The sequence below is a fragment of the Falsihalocynthiibacter sp. BN13B15 genome, assembly GCF_041205415.1.
GTDB lineage: Bacteria > Pseudomonadota > Alphaproteobacteria > Rhodobacterales > Rhodobacteraceae > Falsihalocynthiibacter > Falsihalocynthiibacter arcticus.
Map to the genome: position 1 here is coordinate 97,948 of NZ_JBGFCE010000004.1, position 19,708 is coordinate 117,655.

At 52.7% G+C, this 19,708-nt stretch carries 20 protein-coding genes; 4 read left to right on the forward strand and 16 right to left on the reverse strand.

From position 1 onward, the window contains the following. Window positions 1-35: 35 nt before the first annotated feature. Genes AB9F26_RS08120 through AB9F26_RS08145 form a run of 6 tightly spaced genes read right to left on the reverse strand, consistent with a single transcriptional unit; the run spans window position 36 to window position 5,974 of the window. Window positions 36-1,046, reverse strand: a complete 1,011-nt coding sequence (locus AB9F26_RS08120) for an endonuclease/exonuclease/phosphatase family protein (RefSeq protein WP_335586263.1) — start codon at window positions 1,044-1,046, stop codon at window positions 36-38. Next, complete coding sequence (locus AB9F26_RS08125; protein WP_335586262.1) at window positions 1,046-1,726, reverse strand: molecular chaperone DjiA; 681 nt, start codon at window positions 1,724-1,726, stop codon at window positions 1,046-1,048. The genes AB9F26_RS08120 and AB9F26_RS08125 overlap by 1 nt, the downstream gene beginning before the upstream one ends. A 38-nt stretch (window positions 1,727-1,764) precedes the next feature. Beyond that, window positions 1,765-2,250, reverse strand: coding sequence for an N-acetyltransferase family protein (locus AB9F26_RS08130; RefSeq protein WP_335586261.1), 486 nt, complete (start codon window positions 2,248-2,250; stop codon window positions 1,765-1,767). Then, window positions 2,247-2,867: a VOC family protein gene (locus tag AB9F26_RS08135; RefSeq protein WP_335586260.1), complete on the reverse strand. Its 621-nt coding sequence runs from the start codon at window positions 2,865-2,867 to the stop codon at window positions 2,247-2,249. Before AB9F26_RS08135 ends, AB9F26_RS08130 begins: the two co-directional genes overlap by 4 nt. A gap of 58 nt (window positions 2,868-2,925) precedes the next feature. Beyond that, window positions 2,926-5,049 carry a methylmalonyl-CoA mutase gene (gene scpA, locus AB9F26_RS08140; RefSeq protein ID WP_335586259.1) on the reverse strand — a complete coding sequence of 708 codons (2,124 nt, stop codon included), beginning with the start codon at window positions 5,047-5,049 and terminating at the stop codon, window positions 2,926-2,928. Then, complete coding sequence (locus AB9F26_RS08145) at window positions 5,021-5,974, reverse strand: hypothetical protein (protein ID WP_335586258.1); 954 nt, start codon at window positions 5,972-5,974, stop codon at window positions 5,021-5,023. Before AB9F26_RS08145 ends, scpA begins: the two co-directional genes overlap by 29 nt. Window positions 5,975-6,154: 180 nt before the next feature. Here AB9F26_RS08145 and AB9F26_RS08150 point away from each other — a divergent pair, with 180 nt between their 5' ends. After that, entirely contained in the window at window positions 6,155-6,607 is a 453-nt protein-coding gene (locus AB9F26_RS08150) for a DUF4174 domain-containing protein (protein WP_335586257.1), read from the forward strand. A 12-nt stretch (window positions 6,608-6,619) separates the two neighbouring features. Here AB9F26_RS08150 and AB9F26_RS08155 read toward each other — a convergent pair whose 3' ends face one another. From AB9F26_RS08155 to AB9F26_RS08180, 6 genes are all read right to left on the reverse strand, one after another. Then, on the reverse strand, window positions 6,620-8,620 hold the full coding sequence (locus AB9F26_RS08155) for an acetyl/propionyl/methylcrotonyl-CoA carboxylase subunit alpha (RefSeq protein ID WP_335586256.1): 2,001 nt from the start codon (window positions 8,618-8,620) through the stop codon (window positions 6,620-6,622). 333 nt (window positions 8,621-8,953) lie between these two features. Next, window positions 8,954-9,334, reverse strand: coding sequence for a hypothetical protein (locus AB9F26_RS08160; RefSeq protein ID WP_039000167.1), 381 nt, complete (start codon window positions 9,332-9,334; stop codon window positions 8,954-8,956). Between the two features lie 186 nt (window positions 9,335-9,520). Next, window positions 9,521-9,658 (reverse strand): hypothetical protein, encoded by a 138-nt coding sequence (locus AB9F26_RS08165; RefSeq protein ID WP_169798703.1) that lies wholly within the window; start codon window positions 9,656-9,658, stop codon window positions 9,521-9,523. Window positions 9,659-9,863: 205 nt separating this feature from the next. Then, window positions 9,864-10,253 (reverse strand): DUF6497 family protein, encoded by a 390-nt coding sequence (locus AB9F26_RS08170; RefSeq protein ID WP_369757623.1) that lies wholly within the window; start codon window positions 10,251-10,253, stop codon window positions 9,864-9,866. Continuing rightward, window positions 10,250-10,567, reverse strand: a complete 318-nt coding sequence (locus AB9F26_RS08175) for a hypothetical protein (protein ID WP_369767768.1) — start codon at window positions 10,565-10,567, stop codon at window positions 10,250-10,252. The genes AB9F26_RS08170 and AB9F26_RS08175 overlap by 4 nt, the downstream gene beginning before the upstream one ends. Window positions 10,568-10,652: 85 nt before the next feature. Further along, window positions 10,653-12,185, reverse strand: coding sequence for an acyl-CoA carboxylase subunit beta (locus tag AB9F26_RS08180; protein WP_369767769.1), 1,533 nt, complete (start codon window positions 12,183-12,185; stop codon window positions 10,653-10,655). A 189-nt stretch (window positions 12,186-12,374) separates the two neighbouring features. On the opposite strand from AB9F26_RS08180, the gene AB9F26_RS08185 reads away from it, so the two are divergent. From AB9F26_RS08185 to AB9F26_RS08195, 3 genes are read left to right on the forward strand one after another with little or no spacing between them, the layout of a single operon-like run. Further along, window positions 12,375-13,586 (forward strand): multidrug effflux MFS transporter, encoded by a 1,212-nt coding sequence (locus AB9F26_RS08185; RefSeq protein WP_039000219.1) that lies wholly within the window; start codon window positions 12,375-12,377, stop codon window positions 13,584-13,586. A gap of 58 nt (window positions 13,587-13,644) precedes the next feature. Beyond that, window positions 13,645-15,045 carry a short-chain fatty acyl-CoA regulator family protein gene (locus AB9F26_RS08190; protein ID WP_369767770.1) on the forward strand — a complete coding sequence of 467 codons (1,401 nt, stop codon included), beginning with the start codon at window positions 13,645-13,647 and terminating at the stop codon, window positions 15,043-15,045. Window positions 15,046-15,074: 29 nt separating this feature from the next. Further along, a complete protein-coding gene (locus AB9F26_RS08195) occupies window positions 15,075-15,524 on the forward strand; it encodes a carbon monoxide dehydrogenase subunit G (RefSeq protein ID WP_335586803.1) in 450 nt (149 codons plus the stop codon). Window positions 15,525-15,552: 28 nt separating this feature from the next. Here the strand turns inward: AB9F26_RS08195 and AB9F26_RS08200 are convergent, their stop codons facing one another. The 4 genes from AB9F26_RS08200 to betI form a co-directional block, all read right to left on the reverse strand. Then, the gene (locus tag AB9F26_RS08200; RefSeq protein WP_335586802.1) at window positions 15,553-15,789 is read right to left on the reverse strand and encodes a DUF465 domain-containing protein; all 237 of its coding nucleotides are present in this window, start codon (window positions 15,787-15,789) and stop codon (window positions 15,553-15,555) included. Window positions 15,790-15,868: 79 nt separating this feature from the next. Next, entirely contained in the window at window positions 15,869-17,527 is a 1,659-nt protein-coding gene (gene betA, locus AB9F26_RS08205) for a choline dehydrogenase (RefSeq protein ID WP_335586801.1), read from the reverse strand. Window positions 17,528-17,568: 41 nt separating this feature from the next. Further along, the gene (gene betB, locus AB9F26_RS08210; RefSeq protein ID WP_335586800.1) at window positions 17,569-19,014 is read right to left on the reverse strand and encodes a betaine-aldehyde dehydrogenase; all 1,446 of its coding nucleotides are present in this window, start codon (window positions 19,012-19,014) and stop codon (window positions 17,569-17,571) included. Continuing rightward, window positions 19,011-19,595 carry a transcriptional regulator BetI gene (betI, locus tag AB9F26_RS08215; protein WP_369767771.1) on the reverse strand — a complete coding sequence of 195 codons (585 nt, stop codon included), beginning with the start codon at window positions 19,593-19,595 and terminating at the stop codon, window positions 19,011-19,013. The genes betB and betI overlap by 4 nt, the downstream gene beginning before the upstream one ends. Between the last annotated feature and the right edge of the window lie 113 nt (window positions 19,596-19,708).

Here is a 19,708-nt window from a genome sequence, read left to right on the forward strand (position 1 = left end):
GCCACCCTAGCAAATGATTGGTGATTCTTTAAGCGTTATAGGTCAATGTCCAAAGACACAGGAAAATGGTCAGAAGCTACTAGGAGTGCTTCGCGCAAAGGGAGATCACTATAGATTTTAGGGTCATCAAACGGGTGCCAAATCCGCCAAACAGGCGCGCGTTCGCGTAACGATTGCGGTACCATTATGTAATCAAGCAAGGAACCAAGATAGCGTTTTTGGTGGGCGATGTAGAACCGCGATGTTGTTGGAGTTCCGCCAAATTTCTGGGTAAGGCCAGCAGAGGCATGCGGATCAAAAAGGCAGTTATTCCCACCCTCACCCAAAACGACTTCCACTCCGGAACGGCCAAACAGTTTTTCATATTCATCCAAACCGGGACCGTCGTTAAAATCCCCCATGACCACGACGTCTTGCCCGCGCCCTAAATGCTCGACAACGCGGCGTCGCACCCAAATGCATTGCGCCAATTGCTTGCGACGGTTCTCAATCGCAATGCGGATTTCTTCGTCTTTGTCCTTCGCCCCATAGGGCGCCTTAGATTTTGCGTGTACACCAATAAGACGAAGCGTCTCTCCACTTTGTGTCGTCAGGGTTATTTCCAAGGGCGGCTTTGAAAAAACAATCGAATCTTCCATGCCGTCCACATCGATATCCATGTGAAATTCCTGATCAAACTGGGGAGAGAGAGGCGGCTCGCCCCCCTGTGGATCATGAACGGCAGAGAGTTTCCTCGGATCATACATCAAGGCTATTTCTTGCTGGGTGTCGTTGGAAAACCCGCATACACATTTGCTGACTCTCAAGTCAAAATCGGCGGAAAATTGTTCTAAAGCCGCGACTGTCGAGCGTTTCTTTTCAGTCTCGGGAGCCTCGATAACCATGACAGCATCCGCGTCCAGCGCCTGAAATACCTTGCCTAACGCCTCGATCTGCTCCCGACGGGTTGTCTTGTATCGCCGCGAAGGCTCCTCATCATACAGCAATTTGTTGTCGCGGCTAAACAAAGCCGAGAACCACTCCGTATTATATGTTGCAAGGCGCATTAAGCGGCGTCCCTTTTTAGCTCTTCCCACGCGTGGTTGATCGCAATCAGGCGTTTTTCTGCCAGCTTCACAGCTTCGACGGGCACGCCCCGTGCGATCAGGCGATCTGGGTGCGTTTCGCGCACCAAATCGCGCCAAGCTTTTCGAATCTCTGCTTGTGAATTTGCGGGTGAAACGCCAAGGACATCATGAGGATCAGGCTCTGCATCAGGAACAAACCGCGCCCTCAATCCGCGGAACTCACGGTCATCCATCTCAAATATTCTTGCCACTTCGACGAGGAATTCATCTTCGAAAGGGTGGTATTCCCCATCGGCCATAGCAATGTAAAACAACCCTTCCATGAGGTCACAAAGGGCGGTGTGGTCGGCCCCAAACATGCGCCGGATGCGTTTGGCATAGTCCTGAAAACCAGCGGTATCCGTGCGCGCCATGTTGAAAACACGGGCTGCATTTGCTTCGTCTTCAGGGGAAATGTGGAAAACTTCGCGAAAAGCCGCAACTTCGTCGCGCGTGACTTGTCCGTCCGCCTTCGCCATTTTGGCCCCCAAGGCAATCACTGCGATCGTAAAACCAACGCTACGTTCAGGAGGGGCGCTCAGCCGATCGAAAACTTCGTAAAGGCTTTCGCCCTTAGAAAGGGCCGATAGTGCGTCGGCAATACGGGTCCAAATCGACATAGTGAAAAACCTATCAGATCAAATGATTAATGTCAGGGCTATAGGCGCTTTTGCATCAGCACAAGATCAAACCAGCGGTCAAACTTTCTCCCAACTTCAGGAAGACGCGCGATTTCACTATAGCCGATAGCTGCGTGGAAAAGAACTGCTACGGTATTATCTGCGGAAACGCCTGCAATCATTGAATGCATTCCCCTGTTTTTCGCATGTTTCTCAATAACTTGTAAAAGAGATCGTCCAATCCCAAGTCCAGAGTTCCCCTCGCCAACGATGACCGTGTGCTCGACGGTAAATCTATACCCGTTCCCGCCTCGAAATTGGCCATACGTCGCAAATCCTAAAATCCTTCCGTCTAGTTCGGAGACGATAAACGGCTCCATAGCATTTTCTTTCTGTTCCAGGAGGACAACCATGTTGGCCTGCGTCTTTTGCTGGGAGTTGAATGTAAAAACGCTGTCGCGGATGATCGGATTCCAGATGTCTAGAATTGCGTCGATATCAAGTGGAGTGGCTATGCGGATCATTTGAGAGTGCGCTCACCGGTAGGTGTTTCAATTGATATTGCGAAGGCCGGTAAGTCACCCTGTACAAACCGAATTCCTTTTGGTGGCTGAAGAGGTTCAAGGGACGATGTGAGTTCGGTGGTATTTGGGTGTTGAATTGTTGCGTACAAAAAACGGCAGTTCACATCCGCCAATTCAGAAGCGGGATGGGCGTTGCCATGCCATTGAATGAGCGCAGGAAAGCACCCATCATACGGAAGCTTTCCATCTGCGGGAACGGCCATATCCCACCGGTATTTTCCGCGCTCAAAGGCCATCGGCTGTCCAACATTTTCAGGGGAATTTGCAATGGCGGCTTTTAGGTCATTTGTTCTGCAGATCCAGTTAGTGACGCGCGGATTTCCAGAGAAGGAATCAAGATCGAACCACCTCGGATGAGGGGGGCGAAGCGCGTTTGGATCTACCGAAATGACTTCGAGATAGATATTTGGCCCGAATGAAAGCAGCCGGTTGTGTGTTCCCATTTTGGGGTGTTGCCCCTGCCCTAACAACGCAATTCCCAATGTGTCTTGCACATATTCCACCCCCTGTGAAAGGGTTTCACAGGCAATTGCAAAGTGATCTATTTCAAGCGGCATAATTTTCAATCCTGTGGCAAAGGGGCGTTCTTTGATGACGCCCCCTTCAATAAATGCCTTAGGGTTTAATGAGACGCAATATTTCTTGTGCGGCCTGTGGAATATTTGTGCCGGGGCCAAATATTGCCTTCACACCTGATTTATAAAGGAAATCATAGTCTTGTTGCGGAATTACGCCCCCACAAATGACAATAATTTCTTCGGCCCCCTGCGCTTTCAGAGCCTCGATAAGTTTAGGCGCAAGTGTTTTATGTCCCGCAGCTTGGCTGGAAATCCCAACGATGTGTACGTCGTTGTCGATCGCATCCTGTGCAGCCTCTTCCGGCGTTTGAAACAACGGCCCGACGTCCACATCAAACCCAATATCCGCAAAAGCAGTAGCAATAACTTTTGCCCCACGGTCATGACCATCCTGCCCCATTTTGACGACCAACATCCGAGGACGGCGACCTGCTTCCTGAGCGAAATCATCAACCGATTTTTGAATTGCGGCAAAATTTTCGTCACCAGCATATGCTGCGCCATAGACGCCAGAGAGGGTTTTAACTTCCGCCCGATGACGCCCAAATGTTTTTTCCATGGCCATGGATATTTCTCCCACAGTAGCCCGAGCCCGCGCCGCATCGACGGCAAGCGCAAGCAAATTCCCCTCACCCGTTTTCGCCCCCTGTTCAAGCGCCGCGAGGGCGTTTTCACAGGCGGCGGCATCACGGCTCTGCCGGATGCTTGCGAGCCGCGCAACTTGTTCGACCCGAACGGCCACGCTATCCACATCTAGGATATCGATTGGGTCCTGTTGCGCTAAACGGAATTTGTTCACCCCAACAATCACGTCGTCACCGCGGTCAACCGCTGCCTGACGTCGCGCCGCGGCTTCTTCAATGCGCAACTTTGGCATGCCAGTTGCCACGGCTTTTGTCATACCGCCCATCTCGTCGATTTCTTGGATTAGTTTCCAAGCTTCATCGGCCAAATCGGAGGTTAGTTTTTCCACATAGTATGACCCTGCCAACGGATCGACGACGTTCGTTACACCCGTTTCATTTTGCAAAATTAATTGGGTGTTACGTGCGATGCGGGACGAAAAATCTGTAGGCAAAGCAATCGCTTCATCAAAGGAGTTCGTATGCAAAGATTGCGTCCCTCCCAATACCGCACTCATGGCCTCATAGGCTGTGCGGACGATATTGTTGTAGGGGTCTTGCTCTTGAAGACTCACACCCGACGTTTGGCAATGGGTCCGCAACACCAAAGAATTTTCTTTCTTCGGTGCAAATTCCGACATGATTTTATGCCACAAGAAACGTGCGGCGCGCAGTTTCGCCGCTTCCATAAAAAAGTTCATTCCAATGGCGAAAAAGAACGACAAGCGCGGAGCAAAATCATCAACGTCTAACCCCTTGGCTATCGCGGCTTTGACGTATTCTTTGCCATCGGCAAGGGTAAAGGCAAGTTCCTGCACAAGGTTCGCGCCAGCTTCTTGCATGTGGTATCCAGAGATCGAAATTGAATTGAATTTTGGCATTTCCTGACTGGTGAATTCGATAATGTCGCTGACAATACGCATGCTCGGTTCGGGGGGGTAGATATAGGTGTTGCGCACCATGAACTCTTTGAGAATGTCATTTTGGATGGTGCCCGAAAGTTGGCTACGATCCACACCTTGTTCCTCACCTGCCACAATAAAGCTCGCCAAAACGGGAATAACTGCACCGTTCATAGTCATGGAAACACTGACTTTATCCAGCTCAATCCCGTCAAAAAGGATCTTCATATCCTCAACAGAGTCAATCGCCACACCCGCCTTGCCGACGTCCCCCTCGACGCGCGGATGGTCACTGTCGTACCCACGGTGGGTTGCCAAATCAAAGGCTACCGAGACACCCTGCTGACCAGCAGCGAGCGCCTTTCGGTAAAATGCATTGCTCTCTTTGGCCGTTGAAAAACCAGCATACTGGCGGATAGTCCAAGGCCGCCCCGCATACATTGTGGCCTTCGGGCCGCGCGTAAAGGGTGCTGCTCCGGGCACGCCACCGAGGTGGTCCAATCCCTCCAAATCCTCAGCCGTGTAGAGTGGCTTTACGGCAATTCCCTCAGGGGTATTCCATGTCAGATCATCAATTGGTCGCCCACGCAATTCGCGGGCGGCGAGTTCAGACCATGCGTCTTTCTTCTCTGTCATTGGGGTGTCCTCTTAGGTAGGCGGGCTTGTTGTCCGCAACATCCTGACTGTCAGTCAAATTATCGAAACGCTGATGTTTCCCAGCGGTTTCACTATAGGATATCAAAGTGTCGTTATTGGTTTTTAACCACTCAAGGTCTTCGTGATACTGGGCGCGCAGCACTTGCCTATGGTGGTTCTGAAATGGTGGCCAATTAGTGCCCGAAATCACAGGGGTATTGCGCTCAATCAGGGCCCTTGAAATAGCCCGCCTATTGGGCGCTGCGTTGACCCAAGGCGCGTTTGCCCGTGAGGGTTGGAACGTTGCCCCCGTCATGAGCGCTATTTGGCGAACCGGATGACCCGCCATAGCTTCAAACGGCCAAACAAGGACTTCGGCGGAGGGGAAAACCGCCCTCGCCTCGCTGATAAGTGTTTTCCAGCGCCGGGGCTGTGTCACGAGCCTATCCACGGTATTTTCACTAGGAATAGCCAGTCCACGTGGGATCGCATGTGCCAACGCTGAGGTCCAATAACCTTCATAGGAGCGTAATGAAAAAGCGATTTGGCAGCAATGATCGCCAAAAGCATCAAAGAATCGTGAGAGCCGCGGCTGAAAGTTGGGATACAGGCGTTCGCTTTGGAGGTTTTGCATCATTGTGCCGATCATCGAAGGCTCGCTCACGATGAGTTGATGCACGCCAGATTTTTCCAGCCGATCCAGTTCCATACGAATAAGTTGTGTCGCACGGTCGCGACGGCGTGGCGTATCGGGCATGATGCTGTTTTTATGGGCCATGAGACCGGAAAACAGGCCACTTCTGGTGCGGTCGCCCCCCCAAAAAGCGACGCGCTGCTCACGTGCTTCGTCCTTGTTTTGCTCAAAAAAAACGGCCAAGCTTGCTGTCGCGGTGCGATGCGCACCGACGTGGAGAATGACATCCATTCTGTTCTTCCTTTTACCAAACAGGCGGGCCCCCAGGCGCCGCGCATATGTGATCAGGAATAACATTACAGACGATCCGTAATCATAGGATTAACAGGAAAAAAACCACAAGACCGCCACCACTGCCCCTGTGCAAACGCCTCAAGAGTGCCTATGTTTGATACGAACGGAAGGCGACACATGAAAATTTTAACTTTAGTTTTCCTTGCAGTAGCGGGGGTTTCTTCTTCGGCTTTAGCCCAAGACGTACGGCCTTTTGAACCCATTGACGCACAGGATACGACGCTGGAAGACCTAAAATGGGTTTCGCGTCCAATTTTGCTCTTTGCAATGCGTCCCGATGATCCACAAATTGTGCGCCAACTGGAAATGCTGCAAGAGCAGTGGCCAGCCCTTGTTGCCCGCGATGTAGTGGTGGTGGTCGACACCGATCCCACGGCAGAAAGTGATGTACGTATAGCCATCCGTCCCCACGGGTTTATGATGGTTCTGATGGACAAAGATGGCACGATTGCACAACGCAAACCCCATCCGTGGAGTGCACGAGAATTGATCCGTGCAATCGATAAAATGCCCCTGCGCCTAGAAGAAGAAAAAGAACGTCGTGTTGTTAATCCTCGAGCTTTGCAGTAAGGGGCATCCACTTTATTCGAACTCCATAATCACGTCGTCAACTGCAAGGCTATCGCCCGCTTGTGCATTGATTTTTGCAACCGTCGAAGCTTTTTCCGCCCGTAGGATGTTTTCCATTTTCATCGCCTCAACGGTGCAAAGCGCCTGCCCCTCATGCACGGTATCTCCAATGGCGACATTCACGTTCACAATCAAGCCCGGCATTGGGCAGAGCAACAGGCGTGAGGTGTCGGGTGCAATTTTCTCGAGCATAAGGTGCGCAAGTTCCGCCTGTCGCGGTGTTCGAACCCGAACTTTGATGTCCGCCCCGCGGCTACGAATGCGAAAACCAGAAGTGATTTTGTCCACTTTAAGGACTAAATCAACGCCACTGATTTGCAATCTTGCGAGGCGATCCCCTGGAACCCAGTCACTTACCACGCGCAGAGTTTCACCATCTTCAAACGAAATATTTGCACCTTTTGGGTCGGCTGAAATCGAGACAGGAAACGCTTGATCTTGAAGGGCAACAACCCATTCCGTACCGACTTTACGCTCGTGATTATCCATCCGTCCTGAGACGCGCGCACGACGGATTTCAGATACGCGATACATCGCGCAAGTCGCCGCTGCGATCCGGCGCAAGGCGTCTTCGGACAGGGAAACCCCGTCAAAACCATCGGGATATTCCTCTTCGATGAAGGCTGTTGTGATGTTCCCCGACGCAAACCTTGGATGATCCATGACGGCCGATAGAAACGGAAGATTATGGCCAATCCCTTCGACTTCAAAACTATCTAAGGCAACCCGCATCGCCTCGATCGCCGTTTCGCGCGTTGGAGCCCACGTGCAAAGCTTGGCAATCATCGGGTCGTAATACATGCTGATTTCGCCGCCCTCATAGACGCCCGTGTCATTGCGAACGACAACGGTGTCACTCACGGTTTCCTCGGGCGGACGATACCGTGTCAAACGGCCAATCGCGGGCAAGAAATTGCGGTAGGGGTCTTCGGCATAGAGGCGACTTTCGATGGCCCACCCGTTGCGCTGAACATCGTCTTGCTTGATCTGCAACACTTCGCCAAAGGCCACGCGGATCATTTGCTCAACAAGATCAACGCCTGTGATCAATTCCGTTACCGGATGTTCGACTTGCAGACGGGTGTTCATCTCAAGGAAGTAGAATTTACTCGCTCCGTCGACAATAAATTCAACGGTCCCAGCACTCGCATACCCGACCGCTTGCGCAAGAGCGACAGACTGCTCCCCCATCGCTTTGCGGGTGGCTTCATCCAAAAATGGACTCGGCGCTTCTTCGATGACTTTTTGATTGCGGCGCTGGATCGAGCACTCGCGCTCGTTCAGATAGATCGCATTGCCATGGCTATCTGCAAGCACCTGAATTTCGATGTGGCGCGGCTGTGTCACGAATTTTTCAATAAAAATCCGGTCATCGCCAAAACTGTTGGCGGCTTCGTTTTTACTGGATTGAAACCCCTCGCGCGCCTCCTGGTCATTCCATGCAATTCGCATGCCTTTGCCACCACCGCCCGCACTCGCCTTAAGCATAACGGGGTAGCCGACTTGATTGGAAATCTTTACCGCCTCATCCGCGTCCGCGATCACCCCCATATAGCCAGGCACCGTCGAAACCCCCGCTTCTTGGGCGATTTTCTTACTGGTGATCTTGTCGCCCATGCTCTCGATTGCATTCACAGGTGGGCCAATAAAAGCCACGCCAATATCGGCTAACGCTTGAGCAAAAAGCTTGTTTTCGCTTAGGAAGCCATAGCCCGGATGTACGGCGTCCGCCCCAGATTCCTTCACCGCACGCAAAACATTCTCGATGACGATATAGGATTGGTTTGCAGGCGCGGGCCCAATGTGAATGGCCTCGTCCGCCATTTGCACATGCAGCGCCCGACGATCCGCGTCTGAATAAATCGCTACGGTTTTGATCCCCATTTTTTGGGCAGTCTTAATAACACGACAGGCAATTTCGCCGCGATTTGCAATGAGGATCTTTTTAAACATGGGACTTTCCTTAACTTGGGGCCAATACGCGCGAAACAACGCGCGAAAAAGCAAACCTACGTCCCAAGCGATGTTTGGGTCGTGTTGGATATGATGCGTAAATGGGGAGGCGCGTACGCCGTATTTTCCCGAAAATGGGCTCGACCTGGGGAGAGCCGAGCCCAGAAGGGGAAGGGTGACGCGCGGAGCGCGTCGCAGCGAGCCACAGAATAGAAAGACCCGCTACAAATACAGCCTGCACGAGAGTAGCAGCACTGGGAAGCCCATTGCTTGCACTCCCCCTAAGATGGGCCGAAACCTGCCGATGTATCTGAGAAATAAGCAAAAACACGCCTAGTACTCCTCGTCATCGGGGTCAAATTCATCCACGCTCACAAAGGCGTCTGGGAAATTCGCTCGCGCGACAGGCTCGTTGATTACGAGCATCGCCTCATAGCTTTTGGGATCAAAGGGCTCTTCGGCGGCGATGACTTCGCGTCCGAAAAACCAACTCAGACGCCCCGAATCCAAGTTCCCGCGCTCAAAGGGTTCGTTACCGAAGTGCGTCCACAGAGCGAGGATAAATCCCGCATCCGCCCGCCGATCCGCGGGGCGGCGATCCGCATAGCGCTCGCGGCGAATGAGTGGTGTTGGGCCTTTTTTATTGTCGCGCCGAATAGTGAAGTGGAAATCAGTGCCTGTGAGGCGACTGGGAAAGCCGCGATGTTTTAACATGGAATACCCCTATTTGTTTGAATTCGCGCAAGCTTAGTGGAAGCCGCAGGCAAGTTCATCGGGGAAATGCTAAGAATGGAAAAATCTGAGGGAAAAACGGTCGAAACTATCCGAGGACATTTGAATTCGGCTCCTCGAACTGCAGCCGAGGGGAAGGCAGGACTTACGCCCTGCCTATCTTGTGTTTTAGTATTTGGACATTGTCGGTTCTTCGACGATTGGCTCAACTTCAACGTATACTGTTTCTTCTTCGGAAGCGCCGCCACAGGCCGCAACCAAAGACAAAAGACCAATGGCGAATAGAGCTTTGATAGAATTGGACATATATGTCTCCCTGTACTGTTCTTGAAAGACGCAATCGAAGCGAATGCGCCAAGCGTCTCGCGCATTCTCCAAAAGAAATGCGTTAAGCTTGTCCCCACAGTATCCGCCCGCCTAAAAAAGAAAACCCCCCGCAGATATTTGGCGGCGATTTGATGCACGAATGCATGTTTTATCCCGCCATTACATAAGCCTAACGAAGTTCCCATCAGACATCTCCCCAGTCACAAGTGGCGTCGCGGACCACAAAATTATCAAAGAACTGAAGGATATCTGGGTTTGCCTCACCAAATGCGAGGTCCTGTTGAGAAAGCGAAATGACAAGGCCAACTTCGCCCCCGACATTCGCCGCCAAGACGCGCGGCAGGGCAAAAGTTTCACACAGAAACAGAATATCTTCTGCCGCGGTGTCATACTCAATGCCAGTGCCGTCGCGGGTGATTTCTGGCGCGACAAACCGAAAAATTGCATTCGGTGTTTCTGCCTCCTCCGCCCAAATCACCTGTTTGAATTCAATGGATTGCCCCGACGGCACCGCAATGGGGTCAGCCAACGCCGCGCTCCCGATCCCGCACAAGACAATGGAAAGCCGCTTCATGCGTCCACCGCGTCTGCGGATATTGCGGCATGGCGCAGCCACCGCGCCCGCAATTTTGGGTCTGCAAGGAGTGCTGAAATCTGAGCCTCTATAGCGGGTTTTGGGAAGGTTTTGGCAGCGACTTCGCCACCTGCCGTGACATGCAATTCTGCGCCCTGCCCTTCAATCAAAATCACTGGGGAAAACCCGCGCAAATCTTGCAAGGCTCGCCACAAATCTTGCCGAATCTGCTGCGCCAACCGACCGCGCGCACAGAGGGGAAAGACACTTTGTGCCGACACATCAAAGACAACTTCGCCACGTCGCGAAAGCACGAGCCTATCTGACGATCGTTGAATATGCCATTTTCTGCGCACGGTGCATTCCGTTAATTAAAGGGTTGGGCCACTTCACGCTGACTTACAGCGGGATATTGTCGTGTTTTTTCCACGGATTTTCGAGCTTCTTATTCCGCAAAGAGGCAAACGCGCGCGCCACCCGTTTACGCGTGCTGCGCGGGTGAATGATCTCGTCGATGAAACCACGCTCGGCGGCCACAAACGGATTGGCGAAACGCGCCTCATAGTCCGCCGTGTGGGCCGCGATTTTTTCATCATTGCCGATGTCGCCACGGTGAATGATTTCAGTTGCCCCTTTGGCCCCCATCACCGCGATTTCGGCCGTGGGCCATGCGTAGTTAAAATCGCCGCGCAGGTGCTTACTCGCCATCACATCATAGGCGCCACCATAGGCTTTTCGGGTGATTACGGTCACCTTGGGAACGGTCGCCTCGCCATAGGCAAACAACAATTTAGCGCCATGTTTGATCACCCCGCCGTACTCTTGGCTTGTGCCGGGCAAGAAGCCGGGCACATCAACCAAAGTCAGGATCGGGATTTCAAAGGCGTCACAGAAACGGACAAAGCGGGCTGCCTTACGAGAGCTATCAATGTCAAGACAGCCCGCCAGCACCATCGGCTGGTTCGCAACGACGCCGACGGTAGAACCTTCGAGCCGAATAAAACCAGTGATGATGTTCTTTGCGAAATCCTCTTGGATTTCATAAAAGTCGCCCTCGTCGCCGATTTTGTGGATCAGCTCCTTCATATTGTAGGGCGTATTTGTGTTCTCAGGAATAAGCGTATCGAGACTTTCCTCGATCCGATCCGGCGCATCAAAAAATGGCCGCACAGGTGGCTTTCCACGATTGTTCAGGGGAAGGAAATCCACAAGACGGCGCACCTCGGTGAGGGCCTCGACGTCATTCTCAAACGCGCCGTCGGCAACGCTGGACTTCTTAGTATGGGTGGACGCGCCGCCAAGTTCCTCGGCGGTCACAACCTCATTTGTCACGGTTTTTACCACATCAGGGCCCGTCACAAACATATAGGACGTGTCTTTGACCATGAAGATAAAGTCGGTCATCGCAGGTGAATACACCGCGCCACCAGCGCATGGCCCCATAATCAAAGAAATTTGTGGCACAACACCGCTGGCCATAATGTTGCGCTGAAACACTTCGGCATAACCTGCAAGACTGGCAACACCTTCTTGAATCCGTGCGCCGCCCGAGTCGTTAATGCCAATAATGGGCGCGCCATTTTGCATCGCCATATCCATGATCTTGCATATCTTTTGGGCGTGGGTTTCCGAAAGTGACCCTCCGAAAACGGTGAAATCCTGAGAGAACACATAGACCATACGGCCGTTGATGGTGCCCCAGCCGGTAATAACCCCATCGCCTGCCGGGCGCTGTTTTTCCATACCAAAATCGGTGCAACGATGTGCGACGAACATGTCTAACTCTTCGAAGCTGCCCTCATCAAGCAGAAGCTCAACACGTTCACGCGCCGTCAATTTCCCTTTGCCGTGTTGCGCATCTATGCGGCGCTGACCGCCGCCCAGTTGGGCTTGCTCGCGGCGCTCAGCGAGCTGGGTGTCAACATCTTTCATGGGACGTCCTCCGGTCGGGATTCGTTATCTATTGCTGGACCATACCCACCCAATGGCAAAAGCCAAAGGTGAATTCAGAATATTTGCAAACTCATTTGCAACACTCAGTTGAATACTGCAAATATGCAAATCTCCACTTTCAGCGCATCGCCAATGGACATTCTCAAATCGCGCCTCTACATCTTTCGAATGGATGAGAAACCCACCGTTCGGCTTTTGGATCGAACCACCCCACCAAATCTCGGAACGTTAATCCTCCTCGCAGGACTAGCAGCGCTCTCGATGAATATCTTCCTGCCATCCCTCGCTGGCATGGCAGACCATTTTGACACCAATTACCGCCTCATTCAGCTCTCCGTAGCCCTTTATCTAGGCGTCAACGCGATCTTGCAGGTCTTCATCGGCCCCCTTTCCGATCGGTTTGGTCGTCGCCCGATCATCTTAGGCGGAATTGTGATCTTCCTTATCGCGACCCTTGGATGTATTTATGCACCCTCAGTTGAGATATTCTTATCTTTCCGAATGTTACAGGCCGTAATAGTAACAGGAATGGTCCTCTCACGCGCTATCGTTCGTGACATGGTTGGACAAGACGAAGCCGCCTCAATGATTGGCTACTTAACCATGGGCATGTCGATTGTCCCGATGGTTGGCCCAGCGATCGGCGGCGTCTTGGACACCCAATTTGGCTGGCAAGCCAGCTTTTGGATGATGTTCATTCTCGGCCTAGGCCTCCTTTGGCTTACCTTCTATGATTTAGGCGAAACCGCATCCAGAACCAGCGCGAGCTTCCGCGAACAGGTCCGCCAATACCCAGAACTTTTCAGCTCCCTTCGGTTCTGGGGCTATGTTGCCTGCGCCACTTTTGCATCAGGATCTTTTTTCGCCTATCTCGGCGGGGCACCGTATATTGCGAGCGAAGTGTACCTTCTCCCCCCTGAATGGACAGGCATATACTTTGGTGCTCCCGCGCTCGGTTATTTCGCTGGGAATTATATCTCTGGCCGCTTCTCGCGACGGTTCGGCATCGACAAAATGATCCTGTGGGGAAGTTTACTCTGCACCGCGGGCATGGGCGCCTCTTATTTAACCTTCGCATTTTCCGAGGGGTCAGTTGAAATTTTCTTTGCCTTTATGACATTTATTGGCCTAGGAAACGGCCTCGTGTTGCCCAATGCAAACGCAGGCATGCTGTCGGTGCGCCCACATCTCGCAGGAACGGCAAGCGGAATTGGTGGCGCGATCATGATTGGCGGCGGCGCGGCACTTTCGGCCTTTGCTGGCACCCTCCTAAGCCCTGACGCGGGCCCCCTCCCCTTGGTCACCCTCATGCTCGCCTCCTCTGTCATGGGTGTCATTTCTATCCTTTTCGTCTTGCGTCGAATCCAAACGATCGGTTAACTTTGCAAAACTCGAAGACCGATCGGCAAAACTGCAAAGCTCGGAGGCAAAGGCGAAAATGGCAACTCAAAAACTCTACGCTGGGGTAAAGCTTCGGGAAACGCGCACTAAGTTGGGGCTTACTCAGAAGGCGTTTGCCGAAAAACTGGGGGTTTCGCTCCCCTACCTCAACCAAATGGAAAACAATAAGCGTCCGATCAGTACGGGTGCGGTTTTGGCACTCGCGCAGGAATTTGGTTTTGATGTTACAACTCTTTCGATAGGTGATTCCGAACGGATGGTCAGTGATATGCGCGAAGCCTTTGCGGACCCCGTTTTCACTGACGGGCCACCACCTCTCGCGGATATGCGTCTGGCCGCATCAAACGCACCTGCGCTAACCCGTGCGTTTTTGGACCTCCACCGCGCCTACCGCCAAAGCCACGAACGCCTCGCATCACTCGACGAGGTTTTGGGACGCGAAGATAGCCGCATCGCCCCAAGCCCGTGGGAAGAAGTTCGCGACTTCTTTCACTATTGCGATAATTACATTGATGCGGTTGATCGCGCGGCCGAACGGGTCGCCGACCCTGAGCATGGGGGTATCACGTCGCAAGACCGCGCGACGGATGCTCTGAATGCGCTTGGTATTCAGGTAGACTTTCAGGGTGATACCGTTTTAAGAGGGTTCAACCCTGTTACCCGCACCCTAACTCTCTCCAAATTTATTTCGCCACCAACGAGACGATTCCAACTCCTTTTGCAACTCGCCTTCCTAACACAAAACGAACTTCTGGAGGCGACATTGGATCTGGCACGGTTCCAAACAGAAGAGGCGCGCGAGATAGCAAAAATCGGGCTCGCCAACTATTTTGCAGGGGCTGTCCTCTTACCCTACCACGCCTTTTTGAACGCCGCACGCGAGACACGGCACGACCTTGAACTTTTGGCAGCACAGTTTGGCGCATCCATTGAGCAAGTCGCCCACAGATTATCCACACTTCAACGCACGGGTGCCAAAGGTGTTCCGTTCTATTTCGTACGCGTCGATCAGGCCGGCACGATAACAAAACGCCATAGCGCCACTCGCTTGCAGTTTGCCCGCTATGGCGGAGCCTGCCCGCTTTGGAACGTGCATCGCGCGTTTGAAACACCAGGACGTTTTCTCAGACAATTAGCGCAAACCCCTGATGGGCTTAAATATTTCTGCCTCGCCCGCGATGTTTCAAAGCCAGCAGGCTCGTTTAAGGCGCCCGTCCGCCGCTATGCCATCGGCTTGGGTTGTGAAGTTAAACACGCAGAACACCTTGTTTACGCTGACGACTTCGACGTGAAAAATGATCGGGCCTTTGAACCCATCGGCGTAAGTTGCCGCATATGTGAGCGCCCGAATTGTCATCAAAGATCGGTCCCGCCACTCGAAGCGCGGCTAAAAGTTGACCACAACGCACGGGGTATCCTACCCTATGAAATTCAATAACCTGCCCAAATTCTCAAAGGAAAGATGACATGGAACTCAGCGACACGCGCATCCTCGCGGCCGACCGCGCAACGGTTTGGGCCCACCTAAACAACCCAGAAACGCTCGCGGCCTGCATCCCCGGATGTGAAGAGTTAACAGGCTCAGCCGAGGAAGGTTTTGAAGCGGTTGTAAAACAGAAAGTTGGTCCCGTAAAAGCAACCTTTAAAGGCGCAGTTACCCTTTCGGATGTCGATGCGCCAAACGGGTACAAAATTTCCGGAGAAGGCAAAGGCGGTGTCGCAGGTTTCGCCAAAGGTGAAGCCGTTGTGACACTGCGCGACGTCGACGAAGGCACTGAACTCACCTATGAGGTCGAAGCGAAAGTTGGTGGCAAAATTGCACAACTCGGCAGTCGCCTTATCGATGGTTTCGCAAAGAAAATGACCGCTAAGTTTTTCGAAAAGTTTCAAGAAATAGTCGAGAAGCCAGAAGGTTAGCTTCTCGACGTAGAAAAATTATGACCAGCTAAGCGGAGAGTATTGCCCAGATTTGATCCTTCAAAGCCATGCGTTTCTTGCGCATTTCCTGCTCGTTTAGCGCGTCGGTTGGCTCAACGTTTTCTTCTGCGCGGTGCACTTCTCGATTACATACGTGATACTCGTCAGCCAAGCGGGAAAAATGCGGATCGCTCAACTTCAAAGCATGCATTTTTTCCACGTGCTCAGGAAATTCTTCCGCGAGTTCGTGTGGGGTATGGGACATATGTTTTCTCCTGTTGGTTTCTTAACAAACATGCTTGAGTTTCACCCCAAATTCTTTGATACGGATCAAACTTTACCACCTATCGTTGATCATTTTCCCAGTTTGGATTAATCCATGGTTTCGAGGTATCTTTCGCAAGCATTCCGGCCCCTAAAATATGGTCCGCGGCCTTCTCGCCAACCATAATCGAAGGCCCGTTTAGATTGCCATTTGTCACCCGAGGAAAAATCGAGCTATCGGCCACCCGCAGACCCTGAACGCCAATAACCCGACATTCTGGATCTACCACGGCGAGCGGGTCGTTTGCGGCCCCCATCCGTGCCGTTCCACAGGGGTGATAGGCGCTTTCGGCCTCCTCGCGGATGAATGTATCAAGCTCCTCATCGGTTTGATGCGACACGCCCGGCTGGATTTCATGCTTCACGTAGGGACCGAAGGCCTCCTGAGCGAAAATCTCGCGCGTGAGGCGAATTCCAGTTCGAAAATCAGCCCAGTCTTGTGGATCAGACATATAGTTAAACTGAATTTTTGGCGCATCGGCGGGGTCGGAACTTGCCAGTTTTACCCAGCCACGGCTTTTTGAGCGCATCGGCCCCATATGAGCCTGAAAGCCGTGCCCCTCGGCGGCGACCTTGCCATCATATCGAACGGCAATCGGAAGAAAATGGTACTGGATGTCCGGATATTCAATGCCAGCACGACTGCGGATAAACGCCGCGCTCTCGAACTGATTTGAGGCCCCAAGGCCCGTTTTTGACAAAAGCCAGCGCGCGCCAATGATGGCCTTGCTCACCAAATTCCAATATTTATACAGGGTTATGGGTTTCAATGAAGCAAATTGCAAATACAACTCGAGATGGTCTTGTAGATTTTGTCCAACACCCGCGCGATCCGCAACCACCTCAATTCCATGCTCAGAAAGGTGCTCGGCGGGGCCGATCCCAGACAACATGAGGAGTTTGGGTGTATTAATGGAAGACGCCGAAAGGATGACTTCTTTGCGCGCCGAAATAACCTCTTTTGTGCCGTTCCGTATGACTTCAACGCCAATCGCACGGCCGTTTTCAATAACAACACGCTCAACAAAGGCACGCGTCAGGTTGCAGTTTTTGTGCTTCAAAGCGGGCCGCAGATAAGCGTTGGCCGCAGACCACCTGCGCCCTCCGAAGACCGTTTGCTCCATTGGCCCGAAGCCTTCTTGCTGCTCACCGTTGTAATCGTCTGTTGTGGGATAGCCAGCTTGCTTTCCCGCTTCAACAAATGCAGCGAATAGCGGGTTTTTTCGGGGGCCGCGCGTCACATGAAGAGGGCCATTATTGCCCCGCCATTCTGTATCGCCACCGTGGCCGCCATCATGCCAATGTTCCATCCGTTTGAAGTAGGGAAGAACGTCGGCATAGGACCAACCCGTCGCGCCAGATTCCTGCCAATAATCGAAGTCGCGCGCATGACCGCGCACAAAAACCATGCCATTGATGGAAGAAGACCCCCCCACGACTTTACCGCGCGGACAGGCAAGTTTCCGATCGCGCAGATGGGGTTCGGGTTCGCTTATGTACCCCCAATCATAGCGCTTCATATTCATCGGGTAAGACAGCGCAGCAGGCATTTGAATAAAAGGCCCGATGTCACTTCCGCCATGCTCAACGACCAACACATCCTTGCCTGCTTCGGCTAGCCGATAGGCCAAAGCACAACCAGCAGACCCCGCGCCTACGATGACATAATCAGCTTCCACAACAATACCTTACCTTTCGAAGTTGAACTTGAACACGCGTTTCAATATGGCGCATCAACACCTCCTGCGGCAACGTAGACGGACTTGACTTGGGTGTAGTGGTGGATGGCTTCTTTGGAGTTTTCGCGTCCCACACCACTGGCCTTCACACCGCCAAACGGGGCCTCCACGGGGGCGAGATTGTAGGTGTTGATCCAGCAGGTCCCAGCCTCAAGAGCGGCAGCCACGCGGTGACCACGCGCCAAATCACGGGTAAAAACGGCGGCCGAAAGGCCAAATTCCGTGGCGTTGGCACGACGAAGACCTTCTTCTTCGGTTTCAAAATCCAATACGGCCATGACAGGGCCAAAAATCTCCTCTTTGGCGATGATCATATCGTCGGTCACATCGCTGAAAACGGTTGGCGCAATGGTGAAGCCATTTCTGGACCCACCGGCGAAAAGGGTTGCCCCGCCAGCCATGCCCCTTGCAATATACCCTTCGACAATCTCTGCCTGGCGTTCGCTCACCATGGGGCCGAAATTAACCGCTACATCCAATGGATCGCCCATGACGACGCCTTTTAAACGTTCCTTCAAGCGCGCGAGGAACGCGTGTTTGATACCCTTTTGCACAAAAACCCGCGTACCATTTGAACATACCTGACCGGATGAATAAAAATTGCCAAGGATTGCACCGCCAACAGCGGCTTCGATATCCGCATCATCGAATACCAGTATCGGAGATTTGCCGCCAAGCTCCATAGTGACATGCTTCATATGCGCAGCGGCTGAGCTGTAAACTTTACGGCCCGTGGGCACAGAACCCGTTAAGGAAACCTTATCAACCCGCGAATCCGACGCCAAGGCGGCCCCGACATCCCCGAGGCCTTGAATGACGTTAAAGAGGCCCGCAGGTGCGCCCGCCTCCATCATGATTTCAGCGATCTTCAGTGCACAAAGGGGTGTCATTTCGCTGGGCTTAAAGACCAGTGCATTGCCACACGCCAAAGCGGGAGCAGCCTTCCAACAAGCGATTTGGGTTGGGTAATTCCACGCACCGATTCCCGCACATACGCCGATCGGCTCGCGGGATGTATAGACGAAATCGCCGTCCGCTAGGGGAATGTACTCGCCGGTTATGCTGGCGGCCAACCCGCCAAAATAGGCCAGCGCCTCGGCCCCAGAGGTCGCGTCCGCAACAAGCGTTTCTTGGAGCGGTTTACCGGTATCATACGTCTCTAAAACCGAAAGGGCATGATTGTTAGCGCGGATCAACTCGGCGGCCCGTAGCAAGACTTGGCCTCGCTGCGTTCCACTCAAGGCCGCCCACGTTTTTTGCGCCCGTGCCGCGCTGTTCAGGGCGGCGTCAATAATAGTGGGCGTGGCCGAATAGACAGTCGCAATTTTCGCGCCAGTTCCGGGGTAAATGACATCAATCTTGGTGCCCGACGTATCCTCAAGATAAGCTCCGTCGACAAAATGGCTGGCGATTGGTTGCTGCATCATTTGACTTCCTTTTGATTTAGTATGCTCGCCAAATAGATCTTGGTGATGCTGATTGGGTCGGACGTATTCTGCGCCCCTAGAGAGCGGCGAATATACAATCCGTCGATCAGCGCGGCGATTCCCTGCGCACTGTTTTCCAACTGAGAAGCGGGAATGACGGGGCGCAGATCATGTATTAGGTTGGAGCGCAAACGCCGCTGATAGATGGACAACAGCCGTTTTGCCCCAACGGAACGGTGCGCCAAAACATAGAAATTCAACCATGAACCGACCACCTCGGAACGAAAATTACTGGCTTCAAAGCTGGCGAGGATAATACCTTCAAGCCGTTCCGTTGGTGTGGTCGCAATTGACAGAGCCACACGCACTTGAGCCCCGTACACACTGAGGATATGGCGCATTGCCGCGAGAAAAATTTGCTCTTTTCCCCCAAAATAATGATGCGCCAAACCACTGGAAACGCCCGCCCGTTTCGCGATCTGGCTGACTGTGACTTCGAGTGATCCGGCGAGGCCGACCTCATCAATCGTCGCTTTCACCAAAGCCGCGCGTCGTATAGGCTCCATTCCAAGTTTTGGCATCATTTCCTCCAAGGGGTTGCCATATTAGAAATGCTGGTTTTTAATTGACTCGTCAATCAACAAAAAAATAATGCCGAAATAGGGAGCACCAAACATGAACTCAAGAGCAACTT

What these genes read in the sequence shown, in the direction of transcription:
- AB9F26_RS08185 (WP_039000219.1), top strand. Translation starts at nt 12,375, where the DNA reads ATGGATGAGAAACCCACCGTTCGGCTTTTGGATCGAACCACCCCACCA.
- AB9F26_RS08190 (WP_369767770.1), top strand. Translation starts at nt 13,645, where the DNA reads ATGGCAACTCAAAAACTCTACGCTGGGGTAAAGCTTCGGGAAACGCGC.
- AB9F26_RS08125 (WP_335586262.1), bottom strand. Translation starts at nt 1,726, where the DNA reads ATGTCGATTTGGACCCGTATTGCCGACGCACTATCGGCCCTTTCTAAG.
- betB (WP_335586800.1), bottom strand. Translation starts at nt 19,014, where the DNA reads ATGATGCAGCAACCAATCGCCAGCCATTTTGTCGACGGAGCTTATCTT.
- AB9F26_RS08160 (WP_039000167.1), bottom strand. Translation starts at nt 9,334, where the DNA reads ATGTTAAAACATCGCGGCTTTCCCAGTCGCCTCACAGGCACTGATTTC.
- betI (WP_369767771.1), bottom strand. Translation starts at nt 19,595, where the DNA reads ATGCCAAAACTTGGAATGGAGCCTATACGACGCGCGGCTTTGGTGAAA.
- AB9F26_RS08150 (WP_335586257.1), top strand. Translation starts at nt 6,155, where the DNA reads ATGAAAATTTTAACTTTAGTTTTCCTTGCAGTAGCGGGGGTTTCTTCT.
- AB9F26_RS08135 (WP_335586260.1), bottom strand. Translation starts at nt 2,867, where the DNA reads ATGCCGCTTGAAATAGATCACTTTGCAATTGCCTGTGAAACCCTTTCA.
- AB9F26_RS08195 (WP_335586803.1), top strand. Translation starts at nt 15,075, where the DNA reads ATGGAACTCAGCGACACGCGCATCCTCGCGGCCGACCGCGCAACGGTT.
- AB9F26_RS08200 (WP_335586802.1), bottom strand. Translation starts at nt 15,789, where the DNA reads ATGTCCCATACCCCACACGAACTCGCGGAAGAATTTCCTGAGCACGTG.
- AB9F26_RS08120 (WP_335586263.1), bottom strand. Translation starts at nt 1,046, where the DNA reads ATGCGCCTTGCAACATATAATACGGAGTGGTTCTCGGCTTTGTTTAGC.
- AB9F26_RS08170 (WP_369757623.1), bottom strand. Translation starts at nt 10,253, where the DNA reads ATGAAGCGGCTTTCCATTGTCTTGTGCGGGATCGGGAGCGCGGCGTTG.
- AB9F26_RS08165 (WP_169798703.1), bottom strand. Translation starts at nt 9,658, where the DNA reads ATGTCCAATTCTATCAAAGCTCTATTCGCCATTGGTCTTTTGTCTTTG.
- AB9F26_RS08145 (WP_335586258.1), bottom strand. Translation starts at nt 5,974, where the DNA reads ATGGATGTCATTCTCCACGTCGGTGCGCATCGCACCGCGACAGCAAGC.
- AB9F26_RS08180 (WP_369767769.1), bottom strand. Translation starts at nt 12,185, where the DNA reads ATGAAAGATGTTGACACCCAGCTCGCTGAGCGCCGCGAGCAAGCCCAA.
- scpA (WP_335586259.1), bottom strand. Translation starts at nt 5,049, where the DNA reads ATGACAGAGAAGAAAGACGCATGGTCTGAACTCGCCGCCCGCGAATTG.
- AB9F26_RS08155 (WP_335586256.1), bottom strand. Translation starts at nt 8,620, where the DNA reads ATGTTTAAAAAGATCCTCATTGCAAATCGCGGCGAAATTGCCTGTCGT.
- AB9F26_RS08130 (WP_335586261.1), bottom strand. Translation starts at nt 2,250, where the DNA reads ATGATCCGCATAGCCACTCCACTTGATATCGACGCAATTCTAGACATC.